Below are 25,290 nucleotides of genomic sequence, written 5' to 3' on the forward strand. Positions count from 1 at the left end.
TTTGTATTATAACGAGTAACATTATTTTTTAAATGTTAAACGTACCGTAGAAATTTTGAAAATAAATGGATGGAAAATGATAAAAGACTTGAGCCGGGGGGAGTGGAGCATAACTGGGGTGATAAAAGGTAGTACTACTTGGATGCATACCATGATGCCAAAATGAGGGGGTGACTTGACCCGGTAATTGGTATTGTTGCCAAGTTGCTGGAAGTTCAATGCCAACATCGGAACTTGCTGTATGGATGGCGGGAACGTGTATGGAAGGAACAGACGGGACCGCAGTAGTTATTCTTAATGGTAGTTTCATGAAACGATCACTCCTAATTTCAATAATAAAATAGTATATTCTTTTTGAATGTATAAAGGTACATATACAGGACTTTCGTTTAAAACATAAGTACAAAGTCGTAAGACCAATCTAGATTGGTAGTAGACCATTTATTAAGAAAAGATACGTCTATTTGCTGAGGGAAAAAAGATGGAGAAAATATAAAATAAAGATGTTAATCGCAATGGTTTACGTATTTATGGAGGTGTTTTTATGGAACGATTATGGACGAAATCATTTATTCAAATGACTTTCGCGATGTTATTTTTATTTACAGGGTTTTATTTACTTGTTCCAACGCTGCCTCTTTTTATTAAAGAAATTGGTGGAAATGAATCACTAGTTGGGCTCATGATGGGAATATTTACAATAGCGGCAGTCGTAATACGTCCAATTATTGGAGGTATGTTAGATCTATATGGTAGGAGATCATTTATTATTTTCGGACTCATCTTTTTTGGAATAACGATGTATTCTTATAATTTAGCATCGTCTATTATCCTTTTAGCTTTGTTACGTGTAGTTCACGGAGTGACATGGGCTGTTTCTACAACAGCTGTAGGGACAGCAATAACTGATATTATTCCAGATTCACGACGCGGAGAAGGTATGGGATGGTACGGAATGGCGATGACAATTGCAATGGCCATTGGTCCGATGATTGGATTATGGGCTGTAGAAAATTATTCATTTCATGGTCTATTCTTATTAGCAACTATTTTATCCTTTATGGCAGTCGTATTATCGTTAATGACGAAAATGCCATTCATGCCACAAAAAGAAAAAGGAAAAATTCAGCTGTTTGAAAAATCCGTTTTATCAATTACAATTGTTGTTTTCTTTTTATCGTTTGCATATGGGGGGATTACAACGTTTTTACCGTTATTTGCATCATCCATTGAGGTGAATCCTGGGACGTTCTTTCTTGTATATGCAATTGCTCTAACCATTGTAAGACCAGTTTCAGGTAAATTATTAGATAAATATGGAGAAGTATTTATCATACTCCCAGCACTATGTATTACCATTTTAGCTATAGTTGTATTAACTATTTCAAATAGTTTAACGGGTGTAATTATCGCAGCGGCATTATACGGTGTTGGATTTGGTTCAGCACAGCCTGCTTTGCAAGCAGCGATGCTTACAATTGTTCCTCCGAGTAAAAGAGGGGTTGCTAACGCTTCATTCTTTACTGCATTTGATTTAGGTATTGGACTAGGTGCAATTTTACTTGGATTTGTTTCACAAATATTTGGTTACCGTATTTTATTCACCGGCAGTGCAATTTCAGGATTAATAGCTTTAGTTATATTTGTGATTTTTGTAAAGCAGCGATTAGGCAAAAGGGATTTTGCTTAATCGATAGGAGTAGAGATGAAATTTTTATTTGATCGTGATACTCTACAATGGTTTAAGGAAGAATTGCTTATAAAGCATGATGAATCTATTTGATTTACTGTAAGATACGGAAGACAAAACTAGTGAAATAGTGTCGGGTGAGAAAGATGGTATGTTATTTTTTACATGTTGATGAACTTTGGTACTCCCAAAACTATGAATTAATTGCCAGTTATCATAAAGAAACGTAAGAAATTTAATTTAATTATGTAAAATAATAACTTTACTAAAAATGAATAAGTTTTATATAAGAATTGTATTTATGGGATAGTGAAATAAATATCATATAAAAACGGGCTGTATATGTGTACAGCTCGTTTTTTCTATTTCATAAATAACTTTGGAAGAATGATATATTTGGCGGGATTACATGAATAATCTTTATATTTTGTTTTGAAAATAAATATAAAGAAGTCTGTCCTTTCTTTCAAAAATATGAAAATTATTTTTGAAAAATGCTATTGTTACATCGGTAAAAGTATAGGAAACTTATCATTATAAAATAAATTGAAATCTTCTAAAAACTCTGATACATTGAAATAGAAATGTAGTTTCACAGTATTGTAAAGGCTTACAGTTATGTGCACGAAGATCTATTAGGATTGGAGGAAATAATGATGAAAGCTGAAGAAAAATTTTCCCCGGGATTAGATGGTATAGTAGCAGCGGAGACGAAGATATCGTTTCTCGACACAGTAAAAGGTGAAATTGTAATTCAAGGGTATGATTTAATTGAACTCTCAAAAACAAAAGAGTATTTAGACATTGTGCACCTTTTATTGGAAGAACATCTACCGAATGAAGATGAAAAAGCAACACTTGAAAAGAAATTAAAAGAAGAATATGCGGTACCAGAAGGTGTATTCAATGTGCTAAAGGCATTACCTAAAGAAACGCATCCTATGGATGGATTACGTACAGGTGTGTCCGCATTAGCTGGTTACGATAATGATATCGAAAACCGCTCTTTAGAAGTGAATAAAAGCCGAGGGTACAAGCTATTAAGTAAAGTACCGAACATTGTAGCAAATAGCTATCATATTTTAAATAATGAGGATCCAATTGAACCTCTTAAGGAATTATCGTATAGTGCGAATTTCTTCTATATGTTAACTGGAAAAAAACCGACTGAACTTGAGGAGAAGATCTTTGATCGTTCCCTTGTTTTATATAGTGAACATGAAATGCCAAACTCTACATTTACAGCTCGTGTAATTGCATCAACACAATCAGATTTATATGGTGCTCTAACAGGTGCAGTTGCATCATTAAAAGGAAGCTTACATGGCGGTGCAAATGAAGCAGTTATGTACATGCTTTTAGAAGCTGGTAATGTTGAGAAGTTTGAAGAGTTACTGCAGAAGAAATTATATAACAAAGAAAAAATTATGGGCTTTGGACACCGTGTTTATATGAAGAAAATGGATCCAAGAGCACTTATGATGAAGGAAGCTTTAAAGCAGTTATGTGATGTAAAAGGTGATTATACACTATATGAAATGTGTGAAGCTGGAGAAAAGATTATGGAGAAGGAAAAAGGAATTTATCCGAACCTTGATTATTATGCAGCTCCAGTATATTGGATGCTTGGTATCCCAATTCAACTTTACACACCAATCTTCTTTAGCTCTAGAACAGTAGGACTATGTGCGCACGTGATTGAGCAACATGCAAATAATCGATTGTTCCGTCCACGTGTAAATTATATTGGCGAGCGACATGTGCTTAGTAAATAAGAACAACTGGGGAGTTGTTAGCGCCGCCCGCCAGATGGGTGTTTGACCGACACCCATCATTAATAATAACGAATTTTCGACAGAAAGGGAAGATTAGCATGATTAAAACAAATGAAATTAAACAAAAAGATGCATTATTAGAAGAGATTACGGATTATGTATTAAATAAAGAGGTTACTAGTGCAGAAGCATTTAGTACTGCTCGCTATGTATTACTAGATACACTTGGATGTGGAATTTTAGCGCTTCAATATCCTGAGTGTACGAAATTACTAGGACCAGTTGTACCAGGAACAATCGTGCCAAACGGTACACGTGTACCAGGAACCTCTTACGTACTAGATCCAGTGAAAGGTGCATTCAATATTGGATGTATGATCCGTTGGTTAGACTATAACGATACTTGGCTTGCAGCAGAATGGGGACATCCATCTGATAACTTAGGCGGAATTTTAGCAGTTGCAGATTATATTAGCCGTGTTCGCATTTCAGAAGGAAAAGAACCGTTAAAAGTACGTGAAGTATTAGAAATGATGATTAAAGCTCATGAAATTCAAGGTGTACTTGCTTTAGAAAACAGCTTAAACCGTGTTGGTCTTGACCACGTATTATATGTAAAAGTAGCAACAACTGCTGTAGTTGCGAAAATGCTTGGTGGAACACGTGAAGAAATCTTTAATGCATTATCGCATGCGTGGATTGATAATTCTAGTCTTCGTACATATCGTCATGCTCCAAATACTGGATCACGTAAATCATGGGCAGCAGGTGACGCAACGAGCCGCGGTGTTCATCTTGCAATGACTGCTCTAAAAGGTGAAATGGGTTACCCTACAGCATTATCTGCACCAGGATGGGGATTCCAAGATGTATTATTCAATAAACAAGAATTAAAATTAGCTAGACCATTAGAGTCTTATGTAATGGAAAATGTATTATTTAAAGTTTCATATCCAGCAGAATTCCATGCACAAACAGCTGCAGAATGTGCTGTGAAATTACATCCAGAAATTAAAGAAAGATTAGATGAAATTGACCGTATCACAATTACAACTCATGAATCAGCAATTCGTATTATTGATAAAGAAGGTCCATTAAATAACCCAGCTGATCGTGATCATTGCTTACAATACATTACGGCAATTGGTTTATTAAAAGGAGATATCGTTGCGGATGATTATGAGGATGCAGTAGCAAATGATCCACGTGTAGATGAATTACGTAATAAGATGGTTGTTGTTGAAAACAAACAGTACAGTTTAGATTACCTTGACCCGAACAAGCGCTCAATCGCCAACGCTGTTCAAGTTCATTTCAAAGATGGCACTGTAACAGAGAGCGTGGAATGTGAATATCCACTTGGTCACCGTTTCCGTAGAGACGAAGCGATTCCAAAAGTTGTTCAAAAATTCACTGCGAATATGGCAGGTCATTATTCTAATAAGCAACAAGAACAAATTCATGAAGTTTGTTTAAATGAAGAAAAACTAGAAAATATGAATGTAAACGAATTTGTAGATTTATTCTTAATCAAATAATAGGGGGAATCTAGAATGGCTTGGGTTGTGGATAAACAGTCAACACAAGAAGAGCTTGCGAATCGCTTCCGAGCTTTAGTAGAAGCAAATGAAATTTTACAAATTCCAGGTGCTCATGATGCAATGGCAGCTCTTGTTGCGAAAAATACAGGTTTTTCAGCTCTTTATTTATCGGGAGCTGCTTATACTGCAAGCAAAGGGCTACCAGATTTAGGAATCGTGACGTCTACTGAAGTAGCAGAGAGAGCAAGAGATTTAGTAAGAGCTACAGATTTACCTGTTCTTGTTGACATTGATACAGGGTTTGGTGGTGTATTAAATGTAGCGAGAACTGCTGTAGAAATGGTGGAAGCGAAAGTAGCAGCTGTCCAAATTGAAGATCAGCAATTACCAAAGAAATGTGGCCATTTAAATGGTAAGAAACTCGTTACTACAGAAGAATTAGTTCAAAAAATTAAAGCGATTAAAGAAGTTGCGCCGAGCTTATATATTGTAGCACGCACAGACGCTCGTGGTGTAGAAGGATTAGATGAAGCAATTGAAAGAGCGAATGCATATGTAAAAGCAGGAGCAGACGCGATTTTCCCAGAGGCGCTACAATCAGAAGAGGAATTCCGTCTATTTAATAGCAAGGTAAATGCACCTTTATTAGCGAATATGACTGAATTCGGAAAAACACCATATTATAGTGCAGAAGAATTTGCGAATATGGGCTTCCAAATGGTTATTTATCCTGTAACTTCACTTCGCGTAGCAGCGAAAGCGTATGAGAATGTGTTTACTTTAATTAAGGAAACAGGTTCTCAAAAAGATGCACTTTCTAATATGCAAACGAGAAGTGAGTTATATGAAACAATTTCATATCATGACTTTGAAGAGTTAGATACTGGTATTGCAAAAACAGTATTATCAGAAGATCAATAGATAAAACAGCGAAGGCGATGAAAATACATCTTTGGCAAAATAAAATGCTTGATGTGAAAAATCATCGCCTTCTATTTTCAAAAAAAGATATTCCACTCATCGTAGACGAGCATAAGCAAAAAAGCTATGAAAGCCGAATGATAGGGGGATACATATGGAGAAAACGAAGTTACCATGGGCTGATTTTTTTTCACTCAATAAAGATGTAAATCATACGTACTTTACACCAGAAGATTTTTCAGGTGATGAGGAATTAATCGCAAAAACAACTGAACAATTTGTTAAACAAGAAATTGTTCCACAAATGGAGAACATTGAACAACATAACTATAAGGTTTCTCGTCAATTATTTGAAAAGGCTGGGGAACTTGGGTTATTAAGTATCGAGGTCCCAGAAGAATACGGCGGGTTTGAGTTAGGAAAGGCAGTTTCAGGACTAGTAGCAGAGAAAATGGGTTATGCTGGTGCATTTAGCGTTTCATTTAATATACACGCTGGTGTAGGTACATTGCCTTACATATATTACGGAACGAAAGAACAAAAAGAAAAATATTTGCCGAAAATTGCGTCTGGAGAATGGATTGGCGCTTATGCTTTAACTGAGCCAAATGCTGGTTCTGATGCTTTAAGTGCAAAAACGAGTGCGGTATTAAATGAAGATGGTACTGCTTGGAAGTTGAATGGTGAGAAGCAGTGGATTACAAATGCTCATATGGCAGATGTATACGTTGTTTTTGCGAAGACAAATAAAGGAATGACAGCGTTTATTGTCGAAAGAACATGTGAAGGTGTATCCATTGGATTAGAAGAAAAGAAAATGGGCATTAAAGGTTCTTCAACAGCGACTCTTATTTTAGAAGATGTTGTCATCCCTGCCGAAAATGTTTTAGGAGAAGTTGGGAAAGGGCATCACGTAGCTCTTAATATTCTTAACTTTGCTAGACTAAAACTTGCCTTTGGAAATATTGGAACAGCAAAGCAAGCAATTGGATTGTCCGTTCAATACGGAAAAGAACGCAAACAGTTCCAAACGGAATTAGTAGACTTTACGATGATTCAAGAGAAAATTGCAAATATGATCATTGCTACTTATGGAGCAGAAAGTGCAGCGTATCGTACAGCAGGTGTAATTGATGAAGCAATTCATGAGAGTGATGAGGATCTTATGAAGAAAATGTCTCAATTTGCAATTGAATGTGCACTAAATAAAGTAAATGCTTCTGAAACACTTGGTCACATCGTAGATGAAGCTGTACAAATTCATGGTGGTTACGGTTATATGCAAGAATACGAAGTAGAACGTTTATATCGTGACGCTCGAATTAGTCGTATTTTTGAAGGTACGAATGAAATTAATAGATTAACAGTTGCCAAAATGTTAATGAAACAAATGGAGCAAATTGAAGATCATGAAGTAGAAAGTGATTTAGAAAACGTCGAAAGAAACCATCGTTACATTTTATTAGCGAAACAATTGTTGAAACAATCTTTGAAAACGCTCTCTAAAACTCCGGGGTTAAAAATTGATCAAGAGCAAGAATATTCACGTGTATTATCAAATATGTTAACGGACGTGTACGTCATGGAATCAGCATTTTTACGTACGAGTAAAGCAATTAGTAAAAATGGTGAAGAGAAAGAACGTACGAAACAAATGATAACGGACGTTATTTGTGAAGAAGGCTATCGTAAAGTAGAAGAAGCGGCGATTTCTATACTTTCAGCGGCTGTTACAGAAGAACGAGATAGACACGTAATTTTAGCTGAAATTCGTCAATTATTAGTACCTTTATACACGAACGTATTTACGAAAAAGAGGGAAATTGCGAAGGTTAGTATAAATCGCGGAAAATATATTGTGTAATTAGGAGGAAAGCGATATGAAAAAGATTGGTTTTATCGGCTTAGGTAACATGGGTCTTCCGATGTCTAAAAATTTAGTTAAATCAAGTTACACAGTATATGGAGTGGATTTAAATAAAGAGGCTGAAGCTTCCTTTGAAAAAGAAGGAGGAATTATTGGGTTATCAATCTCAAAACTAGCAAAAACATGTGATGTGATTTTTACAAGTTTACCTTCACCTCGTGCTGTAGAAGCAGTATATTTTGGAGAAGAAGGATTATTTGAAAACAGTCATTCGAATGTAGTTTTAATTGATACAAGTACTGTATCTCCACAGTTAAACAAACAGTTAGAGGAAGCTGCAAAGGAAAAGAAAGTAGACTTTTTAGCAGCACCTGTTAGTGGTGGGGTAATTGGAGCTGAAAACCGTACATTAACGTTTATGGTTGGTGGATCAAAAGAGGTATATGATAAAACTGAATCTATCATGGAAGTGCTAGGAGCGAATATTTTCCACGTTAGTGAGCAAATTGATAGTGGTACAACAGTTAAATTAATTAATAATCTATTAATTGGTTTTTATACAGCTGGTGTGAGTGAAGCTTTAACATTAGCGAAAAAGAACAATATGGATTTAGATAAAATGTTTGATATTTTAAATGTAAGTTACGGTCAAAGTAGAATTTATGAGCGTAATTATAAAACTTTCATTGCATCAGAAAATTACGAGCCAGGCTTTACTGTAAATCTATTAAAAAAGGATTTAGGTTTTGCAGTTGATTTAGCTAAGGAAAGTGAACTCCACTTACCAGTAAGCGAAATGCTATTAAACGTATATGAAGAAGCAAGTGAAGCAGGGTATGGTGAAAACGATATGGCTGCTTTATATAAGAAGGTTAGTGAACAACTAATTTCTAATCAAAAATAATAGACTTATAAACATCATAAAAAAGGAGAGAATATAATGATTACAACTGAAATTAAACGAGTAAAAAATCATATTAATGGTGAGTGGGTAGAATCTACAGGGACAGAAGTAGAAGCAGTTCCAAATCCGGCAACTGGAAAAATTATCGCTTACGTTCCACTATCTCCGAAAGAAGATGTTGAAAAAGCTGTTGAAGCGGCAAAAGCAGCATACGAAACATGGTCTAAAGTACCAGTTCCGAATCGTTCAAGACAACTATACAAATATCTGCAGCTTTTACAAGAAAACAAAGATGAACTTGCAAAAATCATTACGTTAGAAAATGGAAAAACGCTAACGGATGCAACTGGTGAAGTACAGCGTGGTATTGAGGCAGTAGAACTGGCAACATCTACGCCAAATTTAATGATGGGACAAGCCCTTCCGAATATTGCGAGCGGAATTGATGGATCGATTTGGCGCTATCCAATTGGGGTTGTTGCTGGTATTACACCGTTCAACTTCCCAATGATGATTCCATTATGGATGTTCCCACTTGCAATTGCTTGTGGTAATACGTTCGTATTAAAAACATCGGAAAGAACGCCACTTTTAGCAGAGCGACTTGTAGAGTTATTCTATGAAGCTGGTTTTCCAAAGGGAGTATTAAACTTAGTGCAAGGTGGAAAAGATGTTGTAAATAGTATTTTAGAAAGCAAAGATATTCAAGCTGTTTCGTTCGTTGGCTCTGAGCCAGTAGCTCGTTACGTATATGAAACAGGTACGAAGCATGGAAAACGTGTGCAAGCATTAGCTGGTGCGAAAAACCATGCAATTGTAATGCCAGATTGCAACCTTGAGAAAACAGTGCAAGGTGTAATTGGATCTGCATTTGCAAGTAGTGGAGAGCGCTGCATGGCATGCTCTGTTGTAGCGGTAGTAGATGAAATTGCTGATGAATTCATCGACGTACTAGTAGCAGAGACGAAGAAGCTAAAAGTAGGCGATGGTTTCCACAAAGATAATTATGTTGGTCCATTAATCCGTGAATCTCATAAAGAACGTGTGTTAGGCTATATTAATAGCGGTGTAGCTGATGGGGCAACTTTATTAGTAGATGGCCGCAAAATTAATGAAGAAGTTGGAGAAGGTTACTTTGTTGGTGCAACAATCTTTGATGATGTAAATCAAGAAATGAAAATTTGGCAAGATGAGATTTTTGCTCCTGTATTAAGCATTGTACGAGTTAAAGATTTAGAAGAAGGTATCAAACTGACAAATCAATCTAAATTCGCAAATGGTGCGGTAATTTATACGTCAAATGGTAAACATGCACAAACGTTCCGTGATAACATCGATGCTGGTATGATCGGTGTAAACGTAAACGTTCCAGCACCAATGGCATTCTTCGCATTTGCAGGAAATAAAGCTTCCTTCTTTGGTGATTTAGGTACAAATGGTACAGATGGCGTTCAATTCTATACACGTAAAAAAGTTGTAACTGAGCGCTGGTTTTAAAAAAAGCATGTAAATTGTTACATAAGAAAGCCACTCAAAAGAGTGGCTTTCTTATTGTGTATTAATTATTTTTTTCAAATGCTAATTTAATACCGAATCCAATTAAGACAATCCCTGTTAGCCCTTGAATATAACGCTGTGTTTTTGGTTTCTTCATAAAAGCACTAATTTTATCAATTAAAAATATATAAAAAGCAAACCAAATAACTGTTAAAACGAGGTAAGTAAGGCCCATTACGAGAAGTTGGATAAGTGTATTATGATTTGGATTTAAAAATTGCGGTAAAAATGTTAAAAAGAAGACTGCAACTTTAGGGTTTAATAAATTCGTAAGAAACCCTTGGCGAAAGCAAGAAGTGTGTTCGTCTTCATTATTCAAAGAAATATCGTTCGTATCAACGCCTTCTTTATTTCTTACTGCTAAAAGGGCTTTAATACCAATATAAATTAAATATAGAGCTCCAACGTACTTGAAAATAGAAAATAAAAGAGCTGACTTTACAATAAGTGCGGAAAGTCCGATTACTGCTGCTAAAGTATGAATCAATAGTGCAATACATGTACCGAACACTGTTTTCACTCCACCCACCTTACCAGCAACTAATGTATTTTTCGTAGCCATTGCAGTATCAGGGCCCGGTAAAATAATAAGACAAATAGACATAATGATGAAAAGAAAATAATTTTCAATCACAGTCGCTCCTCCTTTTTTTATTTTTAGAATATTTGATTAAAATTAGTGTAGCATACATTCTGATTTAATAAAATTAAATTTTATTAAAAAATATTAAATGATAAAAAGGCTATATAGTCATGTAATTACATGACTATATAGCCTCAGTTTTATCCCGCCTGAACGGGCGATTGGTGAGGACAAATAATAAGCAGGAGATGAACCTCCACTTATTAAAGTTTCACTTTATGCATTAAGTAAGTTAAAGAATCGATTTACATCTTCTTCTGAAACATCACTTAACTGCTTATATTTATAATTCGGATTTTGATCCTTATCAACGACAATGGAACGTACCCCTTCGAAGAAATCTTCATGCCTCATAAAATTTTTAGCAAGTATAAGATCTGTTGCGAAACAATCTTCAACTGATTTTCCTTCTCCGTCAATAAGTTGCTTTAATGTTACTTTTAAGGAGATAGGAGATTTAGACAATAATATTTCTTTTGTTTTTAAAGCGAAAGGATCGTGTTCGTTCTCTAACGATTGGATAATTTCTTCAATTGTATCGAATGTAAAGTGAGTATTAATTTCTTCTAATGAAGTAGCAAGTTCGCTTTCTAGGTTAGAAGTAGATGTGAATGTTTGAATAACAGCTTTTAAACGAGTATGTACATCTTCAGCATGCCAATTTATATTATCAAGTTTGGCTAGAAAAGCAGGTAATGAATCAGAAGTCATAAAGTAATCAGCAGCATGAATAAATAATACGTCAGGAGCCTTTAAAATGGATGCCGTTAAAGCAACGTAACGACCTGAATATCCAGGTGCTTTATTTAAGAAATATGCAGCACCGACGTCTGGGAAGAAGCCAATGTTCATCTCAGGCATTGCCCATTTTGTACGCTCTGTCACAATTCGATACTTCGCACCATTTGTAAGACCGACACCACCACCCATTACAATACCATCTAAACAAGCGATAATCGGTTTTTTATATTGATAGATGTAAGTGTCAATCTCATACTCTTCCTCAAAAAAACGTTCTGCATGCTGTAAGGCAACTTCGTTTGAACGTGCTTCGTAAAGAGTTTTAATGTCACCACCTGCGCAAAATCCTTTTGTGCCAGCTCCTTTTAATACGATAACGGCAATACGCTCATCGTGCTCCCACTCTTTAAGTTTTTGTCCAATTGGTTGTAACATATCATAGGATAAAGAGTTAAGTGCTTTTGGACGGTTTAAAGTAATTGATGCAACACCGTTTTCACTAACAGAAAATAAAACGTGTTCAGTCATGATTCATCCTCCTTTACATATCTTCTTATTCTTAATTCTTTATATGTAGTGAAATGTCCTCTATAAATTTTGTCTAAAGTTGACGGTATGTGTTAAAATGTCCACCGCATATTTTGACGAGTAATATTTGCAGGATTTCGGAGATTGAAGATGAATATTACAACATTACTGTAAGAGTAAATATTTGAAGTCATGGTGATAAAAGCGCTATTATATATGTGTAAAATGTGGATAGTTACTCTAAAATAAAATTGTTGAAATTCAAAAGAATGGTTTGCATGTTAATTAGAAATAGGGGAAGGAGAAATCGGAATGCCAGGACCTTTACTATTATCGGTTATTATTTTGTCTTCGTTAATCATAGGGATAACTCAGTATTTTCATCATACAGATACAACAGAAGAAGTGAAGGATAAAGTACGTCTCGTATTTCCGATTTTTATAATTTCTATTTCCTTTTGCATTCTATTAAATAAGGATGGATACATTGTTGCTGTATTTTCATTTTTTGTAGCAATCGTTTTAATTACAGTTTTATATTATGTAATGAAAGACTTTATACAAAAATAAAGATGCTGTAATAGGCATTTTTATTTTAAGAATATATAAAATTTCACATACCGTATTTTACATAAATACATAAAACATCTCATAATAGAAAAGTACTTACTTTGTCGTGTATTTACTTGTCAATCTTGCATAGCCACTATACTATTAAAATGTAGAGATTATAAAAAGGGGTTGTATCTATCATGAAATTTGAGATGCACACAAAAATTGTTTCCAATGAAAAAGAAGTAAGATTACATATAGAAGAAAACATATTTCAATTCATTTTGGATGGTTATCACTTATTTACAGTGCAAGAAATATTACCTTTATATAAATCAAATGAAGAAAGAATTGGTAGTGCAATGATACAAAAGTTAGAGTGGGAGAACGGAAGAACTACGGTAACCTACCAACTCGTATCACTAAAATCAGTAAATTAAAGGAGAAGGAAATCATGAAGTTATTCCATACAGCGGATTGGCATTTAGGTAAGCTTGTTCATGGCGTATATATGACTGAAGATCAAAAAATTGTATTAGATCAGTTTGTACAAGCTGTTGAAGAAGAAAAGCCAGATGCCGTAATTATTGCCGGGGATTTATATGACAGAGCAATTCCACCGACAGAAGCAGTAGACTTATTAAATGATGTGCTGCAAAAATTAGTTATAGATTTACAAACACCAGTTATTGCGGTAGCTGGAAACCATGATAGTCCAGATCGTATCCATTTTGGAAGTAATTTAATGAAGAAACAGGGATTACATATTGTAGGACAATTTCAATTCCCATATGAACCTGTTGTATTAAATGATGAATATGGAGAGGTTCATTTCCATCTCGTTCCGTATGCAGATCCAAGTATAGTTAGACATATATTGAAAAACGAAGACGTACGTTCTCATGATGATGCGATGCGTATTTTTATGAATGAGCTTTCTGAAACGATGGATAAAGAGGCTAGACATGTATTTGTTGGACATGCATTTGTAACTTCTTCTGGAGAAGCAGAGGAGAATACAAGTGATGCGGAACGACCACTTTCAATTGGTGGTGCTGAATATGTAAATAGTCATTATTTTGATAAGTTTCACTACACAGCGCTTGGGCATTTACATCAAGCGCATTTCGTACGTAATGAGACAATTCGATATTCAGGTTCGCCACTTGCATACTCTATTTCTGAAGAAAAACATAAAAAAGGATATTACATTGTGGAGCTGGACGAGAAAGGTGAAGCAACAATTGAAAAAAGGCTACTTTCACCACGTCGTAAAATGCGAACAGTAGAAGCAGAAATAGATGATTTATTACAGCATTCAATAAGTGAAGATTACGTATTTGTTAAATTATTAGATGAAAATCCTGTCTTACAGCCGATGGAGAAAATACGCTCTGTATATCCAAATGCAATGCACGTTGAAAGAGCGATTCAAAGACGAGAGTTCACAGAGTCAAATGAAGTAACTGTTTCTAGACATAAAACGGATGATTTATCTCTTTTAAAGGCTTTCTATAAAGAAATGAAAGGCTTAGATTTATCAGAAGAGAAAGAACGTCTATTTGTAGAAGTATTACAAACAGTGCAAGAACGGGAAGGTGAACGAGGATGAGGCCGATTCAGCTAATTATGACGGCATTTGGGCCGTATAAACAGAAAGAAGTAATCGATTTTAACGATCTTGGAGAGCATCGTATTTTCGCCATTTCTGGGAATACAGGAGCTGGAAAGACAACGATTTTTGATGCGATTTGTTATGTGTTGTATGGTGAGGCTAGTGGAGAAGAACGTAGTGATACGAGTATGCTTCGAAGTCAATTTGCTGATGATAATGTGTATACGAGTGTCGAACTAACCTTCCAGTTAAAAGGGAAACGCTATGAAATAAAACGACAACTTGGTCATAAAAAACAAGGGAATAAGACGATTACAGGGCATGCAGTAGAGTTATACGAAATTATTGATGGAGAAAAGGTACCATCTGTAGATCGTTTTCATGTAACGGATGTAAATAACAAAGTGGAAGATTTAATTGGTTTAAGCAAACATCAATTTAGTCAAATTGTTATGTTACCACAAGGAGAATTCCGAAAACTATTAACATCTGAGACAGAAAACAAAGAAGAGATCTTACGTCGTATTTTTAAAACAGATCGTTATAAATTAATGCGTGAGTTACTAGATCAAAAACGTAAACAATGGAAAGATGTTCTGCAAGAAAAACAAAAAGAACGAGAACTATATTTCCGTAATGTTTTTAAATTACCAATTCGCGATGGAGCATTATTAGAGACATTAGTGGAACAAGAGCATGTAAATACGCATCAAGTAGTAGAAGCATTAGAACAAGAAACAGGCGCGTATAAAGCAGAGGTTGAGCAATTACAAGTAGAACAAGATGTTCAAACAAAGCAATTAAAGGATGCAGAAACACGTTTTCATGCAGCAAAATCTGTAAATGAGAAATTTACAGATTTACAGCAAAAGAATGAGAGATATAACACATTACAAGAAAACCGTACAGTCATTGAAATGAAAGAGAACTCTTTTAAACGTGCGGAACAAGCGAAGCGTTTATTACCATTTGAGCAATGGTATGAGGAAGCAATGCAAAATGAGCAGAAAGCTGAAAGTTTGTTAAAACAGATAATCGTAAAAAAAGAACATATACTAAACAATTTTGAGCTTGCTCAGGAGAAATATGAAGCAATAAAGAATAAAGAATCAGAACGAGAAGATGCTAAAAAACTTGTTCAAAGATTAGAAGAGTTACAACCAATTATTGCATCATTAGCTGAGAAAAAGTTGAATTTACAAAATGCTGAAATTCAAATAGGGAAATTTAAAGAAAGTATGCAAAAGTTCGATCAACTACTAGAAGAGCATACAAATCAAAAACAGAAAATGTCCGGTGAATTACAGCAATTAGAACATGCACTTGAGCAATATGTAACTAAAGTAGAAGAACTAACAAATATGCGAGAAGATGCAAAGGTTTTAAAGCAAGCATATGATGTTTGGCAAGAAAAACAAAAATTCGAGCAAGAAAAAGAAGTTGCATTTACTAAGATGCAAGAGGCGGTTCGTGCGTATGAAAATATGGAACGCCGCTGGTTAAGTGAACAAGCAGGTATATTAGCACTTCATTTACATGATGGTGAATCTTGTCCAGTATGTGGTAGTACGAATCACCCGAAAAAAGCGACAGAGCAAAGTGATGCGATCGATGAAAAAGAATTAAACGATTTAAGAGAAAAGAAGAACGTTGCTGAAAAATTACATGTTCAAGTAGAGGAGAAATGGAATTTCTATCGACTACAATATGAACAAGTGATAGAAGAAGTGATGAAACGAGGGTACCACTCAGAACAATTAGTTGAAACATACAGTGCGCTCGTTCAAAAAGGAAAACAATTAGCAGCAGAAGTGAATGCGTTAAAAGAAAGCGAAGAAAGACGTAAACAAATTGCTGTGAATATAAAAAGCATAGAAGAAAAAGTAGATGAACTTCAGAAACAAAAGCGTGAAGTAGAAATTATGCAACACCGTACAGAAATGGAATGTATACAGCTTCGTACGTCATATGAGCATGATAAGCAAAATATTCCAGATAACTTACAAACAGTTCAAGATTGGAAAATACAGTTTGACCAAGCAATGCAACAAAGTAAGAGAATGGAAGAGGAATGGAAGAAAGTACAAGAAGCATATCAACATTGGCAAAATGAACATATACGTATTCAAGCAGAGCAGGAAGGTGCTTCTAATCAATTTGAAAGTGCAAAATTGAAGAAAGAAGAGACTTTCACGCGCTTTATGAAAGAGCTTGAGCAGAGCGGATTTACAGATCAAACTACGTATAAAGAAGCTAAATTAAGTGATGCTGAGATGGAAATGTTACAAAAAGAAATTCAAAGTTACTATTCATCTCTTGAAGTACTTGCAAAGCAAATCGAAGAATTACATGCTGAATTGAAAGATAAACAGTATATGGATATTACTTCGTTAGGTGAACACATACAAGAATTAGAAATTAATCTTGATATAATTAAAGAAAAACGTCAACGCGCGCAAAATGCAGTCGCATATATTTCTGATTTACATGAAAATATTAGACGTATTGATGAACAAATTCATGAAGAAGAAAAAGCATTCCAAGAACTTGTTGATTTATATGAAGTAATGAAAGGTGATAATGAAAGTCGCATATCCTTTGAACGTTACATCTTAATTGAGTATTTAGAACAAATTGTTCAAATCGCCAATGAGCGACTACGTAAGTTATCAAATGGACAATTTTATTTAAAACGAAGTGAACGAGTTGAAAAGAGAAATCGTCAAAGTGGATTAGGTCTAGATGTATACGACGCATACACTGGTCAAACACGTGATGTAAAAACATTATCTGGCGGTGAGAAATTTAATGCATCGCTTTGCTTAGCACTTGGAATGGCAGATGTCATTCAAGCGTATGAAGGTGGCATTTCCATCGAAACGATGTTTATCGATGAAGGATTCGGTTCATTAGATGAGGAGTCATTAACGAAAGCAGTTGACGCCTTAATTGACTTACAAAAATCAGGCCGATTTATCGGTGTCATTTCACACGTTCAAGAGCTGAAAAACGCAATGCCGGCTGTATTAGAAGTAACGAAGCAGAAGGATGGGTGTAGTGAGACTAGGTTTGTGGTGAAGTAAGTTCTGGAAACAGAGTAGGATCCCATTTGGTACTTTTAGTGTAGTTTGTATAATTAACAAAACGTCGTCTCTTCAATTGAGGCGACGTTTTGTTTTACTAAATGTTTATGAATTATCAGAAGATGGCGGCGTATTTGCCAAACGGTTATAAGCCTTAAAAGCTGCAATTGCCGATATAACACCACCAGCTAAAAATAAAGTTGATCCGCCAACTAAAATGATCCGACTGACATATGTCTCACGTGCTTCTTCTACTTGTTCTTGTAACGCTGTAGGCATATGAAATCCTCCTTTACATAATTGTTTTGTAAATAGTATATACAAACGCCTAAAATATGTTAAAATCACTGGAGAGTTTAATAGGTGGAGTATCAATTTAGGATATAAGTGGTTTAACAAATCTTCATTATAAATTTATGTAAACTTCACATACAGCACATATTAAAATTGTATTATGTATATGTACCAAATAAATAAAGTGAATAATAGTAAGTTCTATTTTGAAAATTGAAAATCCTATTATTTTTATATAAAGGTCTTGATTAGGAATTTTTAGTTTTGGAAATGGTTCTTAATAAAAAGGAATTCATATAAAAGGGGAATGTCTTATGACAACATATACGAGTGAGATGAAGAAAACTTTAGTTTCAGAAGAAGATGTAGATATTTTAAAAATTATGGCGCATCCAATCCGATTACAAATTGTAAATGAATTAAGCACAAGAAAAACGTGTAACGTAACACAATTAACAGAATTGCTAAATATTCCACAATCGACTGTTTCGCAACATTTATCAAAAATGAAAGGTAAAGTGTTACGTGCAGAGAGAAGGGGTTTAGAAATTTATTATCACATTAATAACTTAAAAGCGAGCAAGATTGTTAGTGTTTTAGGATATATAAATTAATGAAGTACTACAATATAAAATAGCCTCTGCTGCTAGGCAGGGGCTATTTTATATTGTTTTATGTACTTGCATTTAAAATTTTATAGTTTTTATGATTTACAATTGTTCGATCAAATTCAAAAGTACCACCGCTTACATTTGTAATTTCAACTAAGACCGATTCAGTATATAGTTTTAGTACAGATCCTGTAATCTTTAAATTATTTCGTTGAAAAAGTATAGTATCCCCTACGTTTGCTTTCATAGTACCTCCTCATAAAAGACAGAAATATTTTTTTATTATATATATTAAACCACGGATAGATATATTAGTGAATATTTAGTTTTGTTTATCAATAAAATATTTCTTGTCTAATAAAATAGTATAGAGTACTCCTATATTAAAAGTTATATTTTATTTACGTTTATTATATGCAATGTAAATTGTTTCAGCATTAGCGAAAAAATGTTTCTATGTAAATACTGCAGCTAAATAAATTATTCAAAAGACAGATACTATGTAGCCCCAAAAACGTAAAGTAGATAAGTAAGGTTTTTTGTAGGAGCGCAAGAAAAAATATACGTTTAGGAATAAGATCTCATTTCGGTGAAATTCCAATTAAAAACATAGAAAAACTTTAATATAAAAAGGTAATCAATTATAAATGAAGAAGTAATATATACGAAAGGAGAGATTTATATGAATAAAGAGAAAAAACAAGTTCGTCAACTTAGTTTTCTGGTGAATTTTTTGAACGACAAGGGGAGTCTGGTGAGAATTTAATAGTATTATAGTATCCCCTTGTGAAAAAATGGTTGGGGGAATATATAAATGATAACAGAAATGAATATTAAAGTAGTTTGTGAAGAATCGTTTTCAAAAAGAGAAATAAAAATTTTAGAGACGTTGCTTTCAACTTTAGCAGGGCATTCTAACGCTTTCGTTACAAAAGAGGGAATGTTTTTAAATCCTTTAAGTAAAGAGAAGAGTGTGATTTATTGTCACAATTTTGTATTTGTAAAATCACTTACAGAAGAAATGTGTACAGAATTAAAAGAAGTTTTAACAAGACGTATTAAAAATGCTTTCATTATGATGGAATTTGTAGAGCCAATTGTTACATTTGAAGAAACAATTATAAACGTATAAAGAAAGTCAGGCTTATGAATTGACCTAATAAAACCGTCTCTTTAATAAATTATTAAAGAGACGGTTTTATTGTTTCACTATTTAAAAAGGGGTTCAAAAACACATGTAAATCGAACTTATACAAAACAATTTAAATAACTATTACGTATTTAAAAAGCATTTTGTTGTATTTCGTCATTCGTTTTCTGTAACTGATTCCATGTTTTTGACGCTCTGGCTTGTAAGTGCTTACATAAAGAGAAACATTTTATACAATGAAGGTGTTAAATCAAATGAGGTGGTCAAAATGAACATTAAAAAAGCAAATTTGGCGTATGGCATTGAAATAGAAAGAGGAGGCGGGATAATATGAAAAAATCAAATGTAAATCCATGGCTTGTTGTCCTTGGCACAGTCATTGTACAAATGGGGCTTGGAACGATATATACATGGAGCTTATTTAATCAGCCTTTAGTAAGTAAATACGGTTGGAGTCTTAACGCAGTTGCTATTACTTTCTCAATTACTAGTCTTTCTTTAGCGTTTTCAACTTTGTTTGCGAGTAAATTGCAAGAAAAATGGGGCCTTCGTAAACTTATTATGATAGCTGGACTAGCATTAGGAATGGGGTTAGTGCTTAGCTCACAAGCGTCCTCACTAATATTACTTTATGTATTAGCAGGAGTTGTTGTAGGTTACGCAGATGGTACAGCTTATATTACTTCACTATCTAATTTAATTAAGTGGTTCCCAGAACGTAAAGGTTTAATCTCTGGTATATCTGTAGCTGCATATGGTACAGGTAGCTTAATTTTCAAATACATAAATGCAAAGTTAATTGATACAGTTGGTGTATCGCAAGCGTTTATATACTGGGGCTTAATTGTTACAGGTATGATAGTACTTGGTGCTTGCTTAATTCATCAGGCTGCAGATAAAGGTGCAGTGAGTGAAACAAACAGTAAGGACTATACAACAAAAGAAATGCTAGGTACAAAACAAGTATACTTATTATTTATTATGTTATTTACATCATGTATGAGTGGTTTATATTTAATTGGTATGGTAAAAGACATCGGTGTTCAACTTGTAGGGCTTAACGCAGCGACAGCAGCTAATGCAGTGGCTATGGTTGCAATTTTCAATACATTAGGTCGTATTATTCTTGGACCGTTATCAGATAAAATCGGCCGTTTAAAAATTGTTACTGGTACTTTTGTTGCTATGGCGTCTTCAGTCTTGGTTCTAAGTTTCGTAGATTTAAATTATGGTATCTACTTCGTATGTGTTGCAAGTGTAGCGTTTTGCTTTGGTGGAAATATCACGATTTTCCCAGCTATTGTTGGTGATTTCTTCGGTATGAAAAATCATAGTAAGAACTACGGAATTGTGTATCAAGGATTTGGATTTGGAGCACTTGCAGGTTCCTTTATCGGTGCACTTCTAGGTGGATTCAAACCAACCTTCATGGTGATCGGCGTATTATGTGTCGTGTCATTTATTATCGCAATTTTAATTCAAGCACCTAATCAGAAAAAAGAACAAGAGGAAGAGTATCGCAGCGTAGCGTAAGGATTTAAATCTTCTATAACACTATGATTATGAAAAAGCATCCTGTTAAATAGGGTGCTTTTTTTATGAATTACTTTAACGAGACTATTTAACCTTTGGCATTTTCTTGAGAGAAAAGAGAGTAAAGTATTCGTTTGGATTATATTGGAATATAATAAACTGGTACATCATATTTGAAATATTAATTAAATCCTAAATGATAAAGAAGATATTCAATTGTATTTACAATATATATTTTCAGAAAAATATTGAGAAAATATATACTCGTGTTTTTGGTAAAGCATTGTAAATAAAGATATCTACAGTTTATCATCGACAATATTACAAAGAGGGTTTTGAATTCTGTTTATAAAGCAAGTACTTTTAATGTGTTTAGATATGATTTTATTAAGAAGCATTAAAAAGTTTTATCTGAAAAATAAAAAAAGATTGACAAGTATATTGAGAAACATTATCATTTCGGTGTAACAGTTATAAATGAAAAACATTATCAGTTAGTTTGATTTTGATGAAAAGTACACTTGACCAATTAGTTTAGTAAGTGTATTATTTTTTACAACATCAATGATAATGAAAATCATTATCATTGATGTTGTCTCACTAGATTAATTTTCAAATGAAAGGATAGAGAAAATGAACTTAGGGGAATTTGATGGGAAACTCGTTTTAGTAACAGGTGCTGCCCAAGGCATAGGCAGTGTTGTTACCAAAATGTTTTTAGAAAGAGGATCTACAGTTATTGCGGTGGATCAAAATGAAGAGGGGTTAAACGTACTCCTAAATCAAAATGAATTAAATGAACCACGTATTAAAACGTTTCAATTAGATGTGAGTAATAGCACAGCTGTTGAAGAGATAGTAAACCGTATTGAAAATGACATCGCACCGATAGATATTTTAGTAAATGTCGCAGGGGTTTTACGTATGGGAGCGATTCATTCTTTAAGTGATGAAGATTGGAATAAAACATTCTCTGTAAATTCTACAGGAGTTTTCTATATGTCCCGAGCAGTAAGTAAACATATGATGCAAAGAAAGTCAGGGGCAATTATTACAGTTGGTTCAAATGCAGCAAGTACTCCAAGAATGGAAATGGCAGCGTATGCTGCATCAAAAGCTGCAACGACGATGTTTATGAAGTGTTTAGGATTAGAACTTGCAGCATACAATATTCGCTGTAATTTAGTATCACCAGGTTCTACTGAAACTGAAATGCAAAGATTACTATGGGCTGATGAGAATGGAGCAAAAAATATAATTGCTGGCTCTCAAAGTACATATAGACTCGGTATACCGTTACAAAAAATTGCACAGCCTTCAGAAGTTGCTGAAGCAGTATTGTTTTTAGCTTCAGATAAAGCGAGTCATATTACTATGCACAATTTATGTGTTGATGGCGGAGCAACATTAGGAGTTTAATAAAAAATTTAGGGGGCTACTATACTATGAATGAATTTACGGCTGTAAAGGAACTGTCAGAAAAATTATTAGAAGATTATAAGACTGAATCTTCATTCTTTTTCGCTTCACCAAATCGAACGATATTGACAGAAGGAGAGTTTACTACAGTAAAGCATCGTGAAATTGAAAGTTTCCCAGAGCTTGTGCAAGCCGTATTATGTAATGCGAAACAAGCTGGAAATCCACATCCTATCGTTGTTGGTGCTTTGCCATTTGATCGCAGAAAAGAAGTTCAACTTATCGTACCAGAACATAGTAGAATTGCTGAGAAATTACAGTTAGAGGCAACAAATGAGATGAAACACAATGAGAAACTGACATTTGAACTGACGCCTGTACCAGAGCCTGAGGTGTATATGAATGGTGTGAAGCAAGGAATTAAAAAAATACAGGACGGCGATTTAAATAAAATCGTTCTATCCAGATCGTTAGATGTTGAATCTTCCGAAAAGATTGATAAGCAAAAACTTCTTCGAGAATTAGCAGGGCATAATAAGCACGGTTATACATTTGCTGTGAATTTACCGAAAGATGAAAATGAGAATAGTAAGACGTTAATTGGAGCAAGCCCTGAATTACTCGTTTCACGTAATGGTATGCAAGTTATTTCTAATCCGTTAGCTGGTTCAAGACCTCGTAGTGATGATCCAGTGGAAGATAAAAGAAGAGCAGAAGAATTACTTGCTTCTCCAAAAGATTTACATGAACATGCGGTAGTAGTGGAAGCGGTTGCTGCTGCGCTTCGTCCATACTGTCATACATTACATGTTCCAGAAAAACCATCCGTTATTCATAGTGAAACGATGTGGCATTTGTCTACTGAAGTGAAAGGTGAACTAAAAGATCTAAATACTACTTCTTTAGAATTAGCAATTGCTCTTCATCCTACGCCAGCAGTTTGCGGAACGCCGATGGAAGAAGCGAGAGAGGTTATTCAAGAAATTGAGCCATTTGACCGTGAATTCTTTACAGGAATGCTAGGGTGGAGCGATTTAAATGGAGATGGTGAATGGATTGTTACAATTCGTTGTGCTGAAGTACAAGAAAATACACTTCGTTTATATGCAGGCGCTGGAGTTGTTGCTGAGTCAAAACCAGAAGATGAGTTAGCTGAAACATCAGCTAAGTTCCAAACGATGCTGAAGGCTTTAGGACTAGGAGATAGTTCACTTAATGAAAAATAGGGGGAAGAAAGAATGTTAGCAGGATATACGGAATGGCCAAAAGAATTTGCCGATCGTTACCGAGAGGAAGGGTGTTGGATTGGTGAAACATTTGGCGGAGTGTTAAGAGAGCGTGCTGAAAAATATGGAGATCAAATTGCAGTTGTAAGCGGTAATACGCATATAACGTATAGTGAGCTTGATAAAAAAGTAGATCGCTTAGCTTCAGGTTTACTGAATTTAGGAATAAAGAAAGAAGATCGAGTTGTAATCCAATTACCTAACATTATCGAGTTTTTCGAAATATGCTTTGCGCTATTTCGAATTGGAGCACTTCCTGTTTTTGCACTACCTTCACATCGAAGCAGTGAAATTAGTTATTTTTGTGAGTTTGGTGAGGCGAGTGCGTACGTTATTTCAGATAAGGCTCTTGGCTTTGACTATCGAAAACTAGCAAGAGAAGTGAAAGAGAAAGTGCCAACTTTACAACATGTAATTGTAGTGGGGGAAGAAGGAGAGTTTGTAAACATAAGTGATCTGTATGTAGATTCCGTACCATTACCAGAAGTTCATTCGAGTGATGTTGCATTTCTCCAATTATCAGGAGGGACAACAGGACTTTCTAAATTAATTCCTAGAACGCATGACGACTATATTTATAGCTTACGTGTTAGCGCTGAAATTTGTCATTTGAATACAGATAGCGTCTATATGGCCGTTCTTCCAGTAGCGCATAATTACCCGATGAGTTCTCCTGGGACATTTGGAACTTTCTATGCGGGTGGAAAAGTAGTGTTAGCAACTGGCGGTAGTCCAGATGAGGCATTTGCACTTATAGAAAAAGAAAAAGTTACGATTACTGCTCTCGTTCCGCCATTAGCAATGATATGGCTTGATGCTGCATCTACTCGTAATAACGATTTTTCGAGCCTAGAAGTTATTCAAGTAGGTGGTGCTAAGTTTAGTGCTGAAGTTGCAAAACGTATACGCCCTACATTTGGTTGTACGTTACAACAAGTGTTCGGTATGGCAGAAGGGTTAGTAAATTACACAAGATTAAATGATTCTGAAGAAGTTATTATTCACACGCAAGGTAGACCAATGTCTACATTTGATGAAGTAAGGGTTGTTGATGAAAATGATAACAATGTAAAACCAGGAGAAGTAGGTCGTTTATTAACGCGAGGGCCATATACAATTCGTGGCTATTATAAAGCAGAAGAGCATAATGCACGATCATTTACAAAGGATGGATTTTATCGTACAGGTGATCTTGTGAAAGTAAATGAACGAGGTTACATCATTGTAGAAGGAAGAGATAAAGATCAAATTAACCGTGGTGGTGAGAAGGTTGCTGCGGAAGAAGTTGAAAATCATCTATTAGCACATGATGCAGTCCATGATGCAGCAATTGTATCTATGCCTGACGATTATTTAGGAGAACGTACTTGTGCATTTGTTATAGCCCGCGGACAAGCTCCAACGGTAAGTGAATTAAAAATATTTTTAAGAGAACGCGGTATAGCAGCGTATAAGATTCCAGACCGAATTGAATTTATTGAATCATTCCCGCAAACAGGTGTTGGAAAAGTCAGCAAAAAAGAATTACGTAAAGTCATTGCTGAAAAACTTATGACAGTAAAACGATAAAAAATATAAAA

22 protein-coding genes are annotated in these 25,290 nt (G+C 34.8%); 17 read left to right on the forward strand and 5 right to left on the reverse strand.

The annotated features are described in order from the left end of the window. Positions 1-28 precede the first annotated feature (28 nt). Complete coding sequence (locus BAQ48_RS00550; protein ID WP_071709556.1) at positions 29-310, reverse strand: hypothetical protein; 282 nt, start codon at positions 308-310, stop codon at positions 29-31. Between the two features lie 234 nt (positions 311-544). Here BAQ48_RS00550 and BAQ48_RS00560 point away from each other — a divergent pair, with 234 nt between their 5' ends. From BAQ48_RS00560 to BAQ48_RS00595, 7 genes are all read left to right on the forward strand, one after another. Further along, positions 545-1,690 (forward strand): MFS transporter, encoded by a 1,146-nt coding sequence (locus BAQ48_RS00560; RefSeq protein WP_071709558.1) that lies wholly within the window; start codon positions 545-547, stop codon positions 1,688-1,690. Between the two features lie 653 nt (positions 1,691-2,343). Beyond that, positions 2,344-3,465 (forward strand): citrate synthase, encoded by a 1,122-nt coding sequence (mmgD, locus tag BAQ48_RS00570; protein WP_071709561.1) that lies wholly within the window; start codon positions 2,344-2,346, stop codon positions 3,463-3,465. Between the two features lie 98 nt (positions 3,466-3,563). Then, the gene (gene prpD / locus BAQ48_RS00575; RefSeq protein WP_071709562.1) at positions 3,564-5,003 is read left to right on the forward strand and encodes a 2-methylcitrate dehydratase; all 1,440 of its coding nucleotides are present in this window, start codon (positions 3,564-3,566) and stop codon (positions 5,001-5,003) included. A 15-nt stretch (positions 5,004-5,018) separates the two neighbouring features. Then, positions 5,019-5,927, forward strand: a complete 909-nt coding sequence (gene prpB / locus BAQ48_RS00580; RefSeq protein ID WP_000312630.1) for a methylisocitrate lyase — start codon at positions 5,019-5,021, stop codon at positions 5,925-5,927. Between the two features lie 154 nt (positions 5,928-6,081). After that, positions 6,082-7,791 carry an acyl-CoA dehydrogenase family protein gene (locus BAQ48_RS00585; protein WP_071709564.1) on the forward strand — a complete coding sequence of 570 codons (1,710 nt, stop codon included), beginning with the start codon at positions 6,082-6,084 and terminating at the stop codon, positions 7,789-7,791. A gap of 16 nt (positions 7,792-7,807) precedes the next feature. Beyond that, the gene (locus tag BAQ48_RS00590) at positions 7,808-8,698 is read left to right on the forward strand and encodes an NAD(P)-dependent oxidoreductase (RefSeq protein WP_071709565.1); all 891 of its coding nucleotides are present in this window, start codon (positions 7,808-7,810) and stop codon (positions 8,696-8,698) included. 36 nt (positions 8,699-8,734) lie between these two features. Further along, complete coding sequence (locus tag BAQ48_RS00595) at positions 8,735-10,195, forward strand: CoA-acylating methylmalonate-semialdehyde dehydrogenase (protein ID WP_000633349.1); 1,461 nt, start codon at positions 8,735-8,737, stop codon at positions 10,193-10,195. A 61-nt stretch (positions 10,196-10,256) separates the two neighbouring features. Here BAQ48_RS00595 and BAQ48_RS00600 read toward each other — a convergent pair whose 3' ends face one another. After that, positions 10,257-10,889, reverse strand: coding sequence for a LysE family translocator (locus tag BAQ48_RS00600; RefSeq protein WP_071709566.1), 633 nt, complete (start codon positions 10,887-10,889; stop codon positions 10,257-10,259). A 225-nt stretch (positions 10,890-11,114) separates the two neighbouring features. Next, positions 11,115-12,167: an enoyl-CoA hydratase/isomerase family protein gene (locus BAQ48_RS00605; RefSeq protein WP_071709568.1), complete on the reverse strand. Its 1,053-nt coding sequence runs from the start codon at positions 12,165-12,167 to the stop codon at positions 11,115-11,117. A gap of 312 nt (positions 12,168-12,479) precedes the next feature. Here BAQ48_RS00605 and BAQ48_RS00610 point away from each other — a divergent pair, with 312 nt between their 5' ends. The 4 genes from BAQ48_RS00610 (at position 12,480) to BAQ48_RS00625 (ending at position 17,417) form a co-directional block, all read left to right on the forward strand. Then, complete coding sequence (locus BAQ48_RS00610; RefSeq protein WP_071709570.1) at positions 12,480-12,737, forward strand: hypothetical protein; 258 nt, start codon at positions 12,480-12,482, stop codon at positions 12,735-12,737. A 182-nt stretch (positions 12,738-12,919) separates the two neighbouring features. Beyond that, positions 12,920-13,159: a DUF2584 family protein gene (locus BAQ48_RS00615; protein ID WP_000667354.1), complete on the forward strand. Its 240-nt coding sequence runs from the start codon at positions 12,920-12,922 to the stop codon at positions 13,157-13,159. Between the two features lie 14 nt (positions 13,160-13,173). Next, positions 13,174-14,331 carry an exonuclease SbcCD subunit D gene (locus BAQ48_RS00620; RefSeq protein WP_071709572.1) on the forward strand — a complete coding sequence of 386 codons (1,158 nt, stop codon included), beginning with the start codon at positions 13,174-13,176 and terminating at the stop codon, positions 14,329-14,331. Further along, positions 14,328-17,417 (forward strand): AAA family ATPase, encoded by a 3,090-nt coding sequence (locus BAQ48_RS00625; RefSeq protein ID WP_071709574.1) that lies wholly within the window; start codon positions 14,328-14,330, stop codon positions 17,415-17,417. Before BAQ48_RS00620 ends, BAQ48_RS00625 begins: the two co-directional genes overlap by 4 nt. A 105-nt stretch (positions 17,418-17,522) precedes the next feature. On the opposite strand, the gene BAQ48_RS27780 is transcribed toward BAQ48_RS00625, so the two are convergent. Continuing rightward, complete coding sequence (locus BAQ48_RS27780) at positions 17,523-17,696, reverse strand: hypothetical protein (protein ID WP_001141670.1); 174 nt, start codon at positions 17,694-17,696, stop codon at positions 17,523-17,525. A gap of 329 nt (positions 17,697-18,025) precedes the next feature. Here BAQ48_RS27780 and BAQ48_RS00635 point away from each other — a divergent pair, with 329 nt between their 5' ends. Then, on the forward strand, positions 18,026-18,325 hold the full coding sequence (locus tag BAQ48_RS00635) for an ArsR/SmtB family transcription factor (RefSeq protein ID WP_000214795.1): 300 nt from the start codon (positions 18,026-18,028) through the stop codon (positions 18,323-18,325). A 58-nt stretch (positions 18,326-18,383) separates the two neighbouring features. Here the strand turns inward: BAQ48_RS00635 and BAQ48_RS00640 are convergent, their stop codons facing one another. Further along, positions 18,384-18,569, reverse strand: coding sequence for a YkvS family protein (locus BAQ48_RS00640; protein WP_000646790.1), 186 nt, complete (start codon positions 18,567-18,569; stop codon positions 18,384-18,386). A gap of 567 nt (positions 18,570-19,136) precedes the next feature. Here BAQ48_RS00640 and BAQ48_RS27400 point away from each other — a divergent pair. The 5 genes from BAQ48_RS27400 to BAQ48_RS00665 all read left to right on the forward strand — a co-directional run bounded on the left by BAQ48_RS27400 (position 19,137) and on the right by BAQ48_RS00665 (position 25,279). Then, positions 19,137-19,454, forward strand: a complete 318-nt coding sequence (locus BAQ48_RS27400; RefSeq protein ID WP_071709576.1) for a hypothetical protein — start codon at positions 19,137-19,139, stop codon at positions 19,452-19,454. 348 nt (positions 19,455-19,802) lie between these two features. After that, entirely contained in the window at positions 19,803-21,005 is a 1,203-nt protein-coding gene (locus BAQ48_RS00650) for an L-lactate MFS transporter (protein ID WP_071709578.1), read from the forward strand. A 633-nt stretch (positions 21,006-21,638) separates the two neighbouring features. Next, positions 21,639-22,424 (forward strand): 2,3-dihydro-2,3-dihydroxybenzoate dehydrogenase, encoded by a 786-nt coding sequence (locus BAQ48_RS00655; RefSeq protein WP_071709580.1) that lies wholly within the window; start codon positions 21,639-21,641, stop codon positions 22,422-22,424. A gap of 26 nt (positions 22,425-22,450) precedes the next feature. Then, entirely contained in the window at positions 22,451-23,650 is a 1,200-nt protein-coding gene (dhbC, locus tag BAQ48_RS00660) for an isochorismate synthase DhbC (protein WP_071709582.1), read from the forward strand. A 12-nt stretch (positions 23,651-23,662) separates the two neighbouring features. Continuing rightward, a complete protein-coding gene (locus BAQ48_RS00665; protein ID WP_071709584.1) occupies positions 23,663-25,279 on the forward strand; it encodes a (2,3-dihydroxybenzoyl)adenylate synthase in 1,617 nt (538 codons plus the stop codon). Positions 25,280-25,290: the final 11 nt, after the last annotated feature.

This window comes from Bacillus luti, assembly GCF_001884105.1.
In the GTDB taxonomy this organism is placed as follows: Bacteria; Bacillota; Bacilli; order Bacillales; family Bacillaceae_G; genus Bacillus_A; species Bacillus_A luti.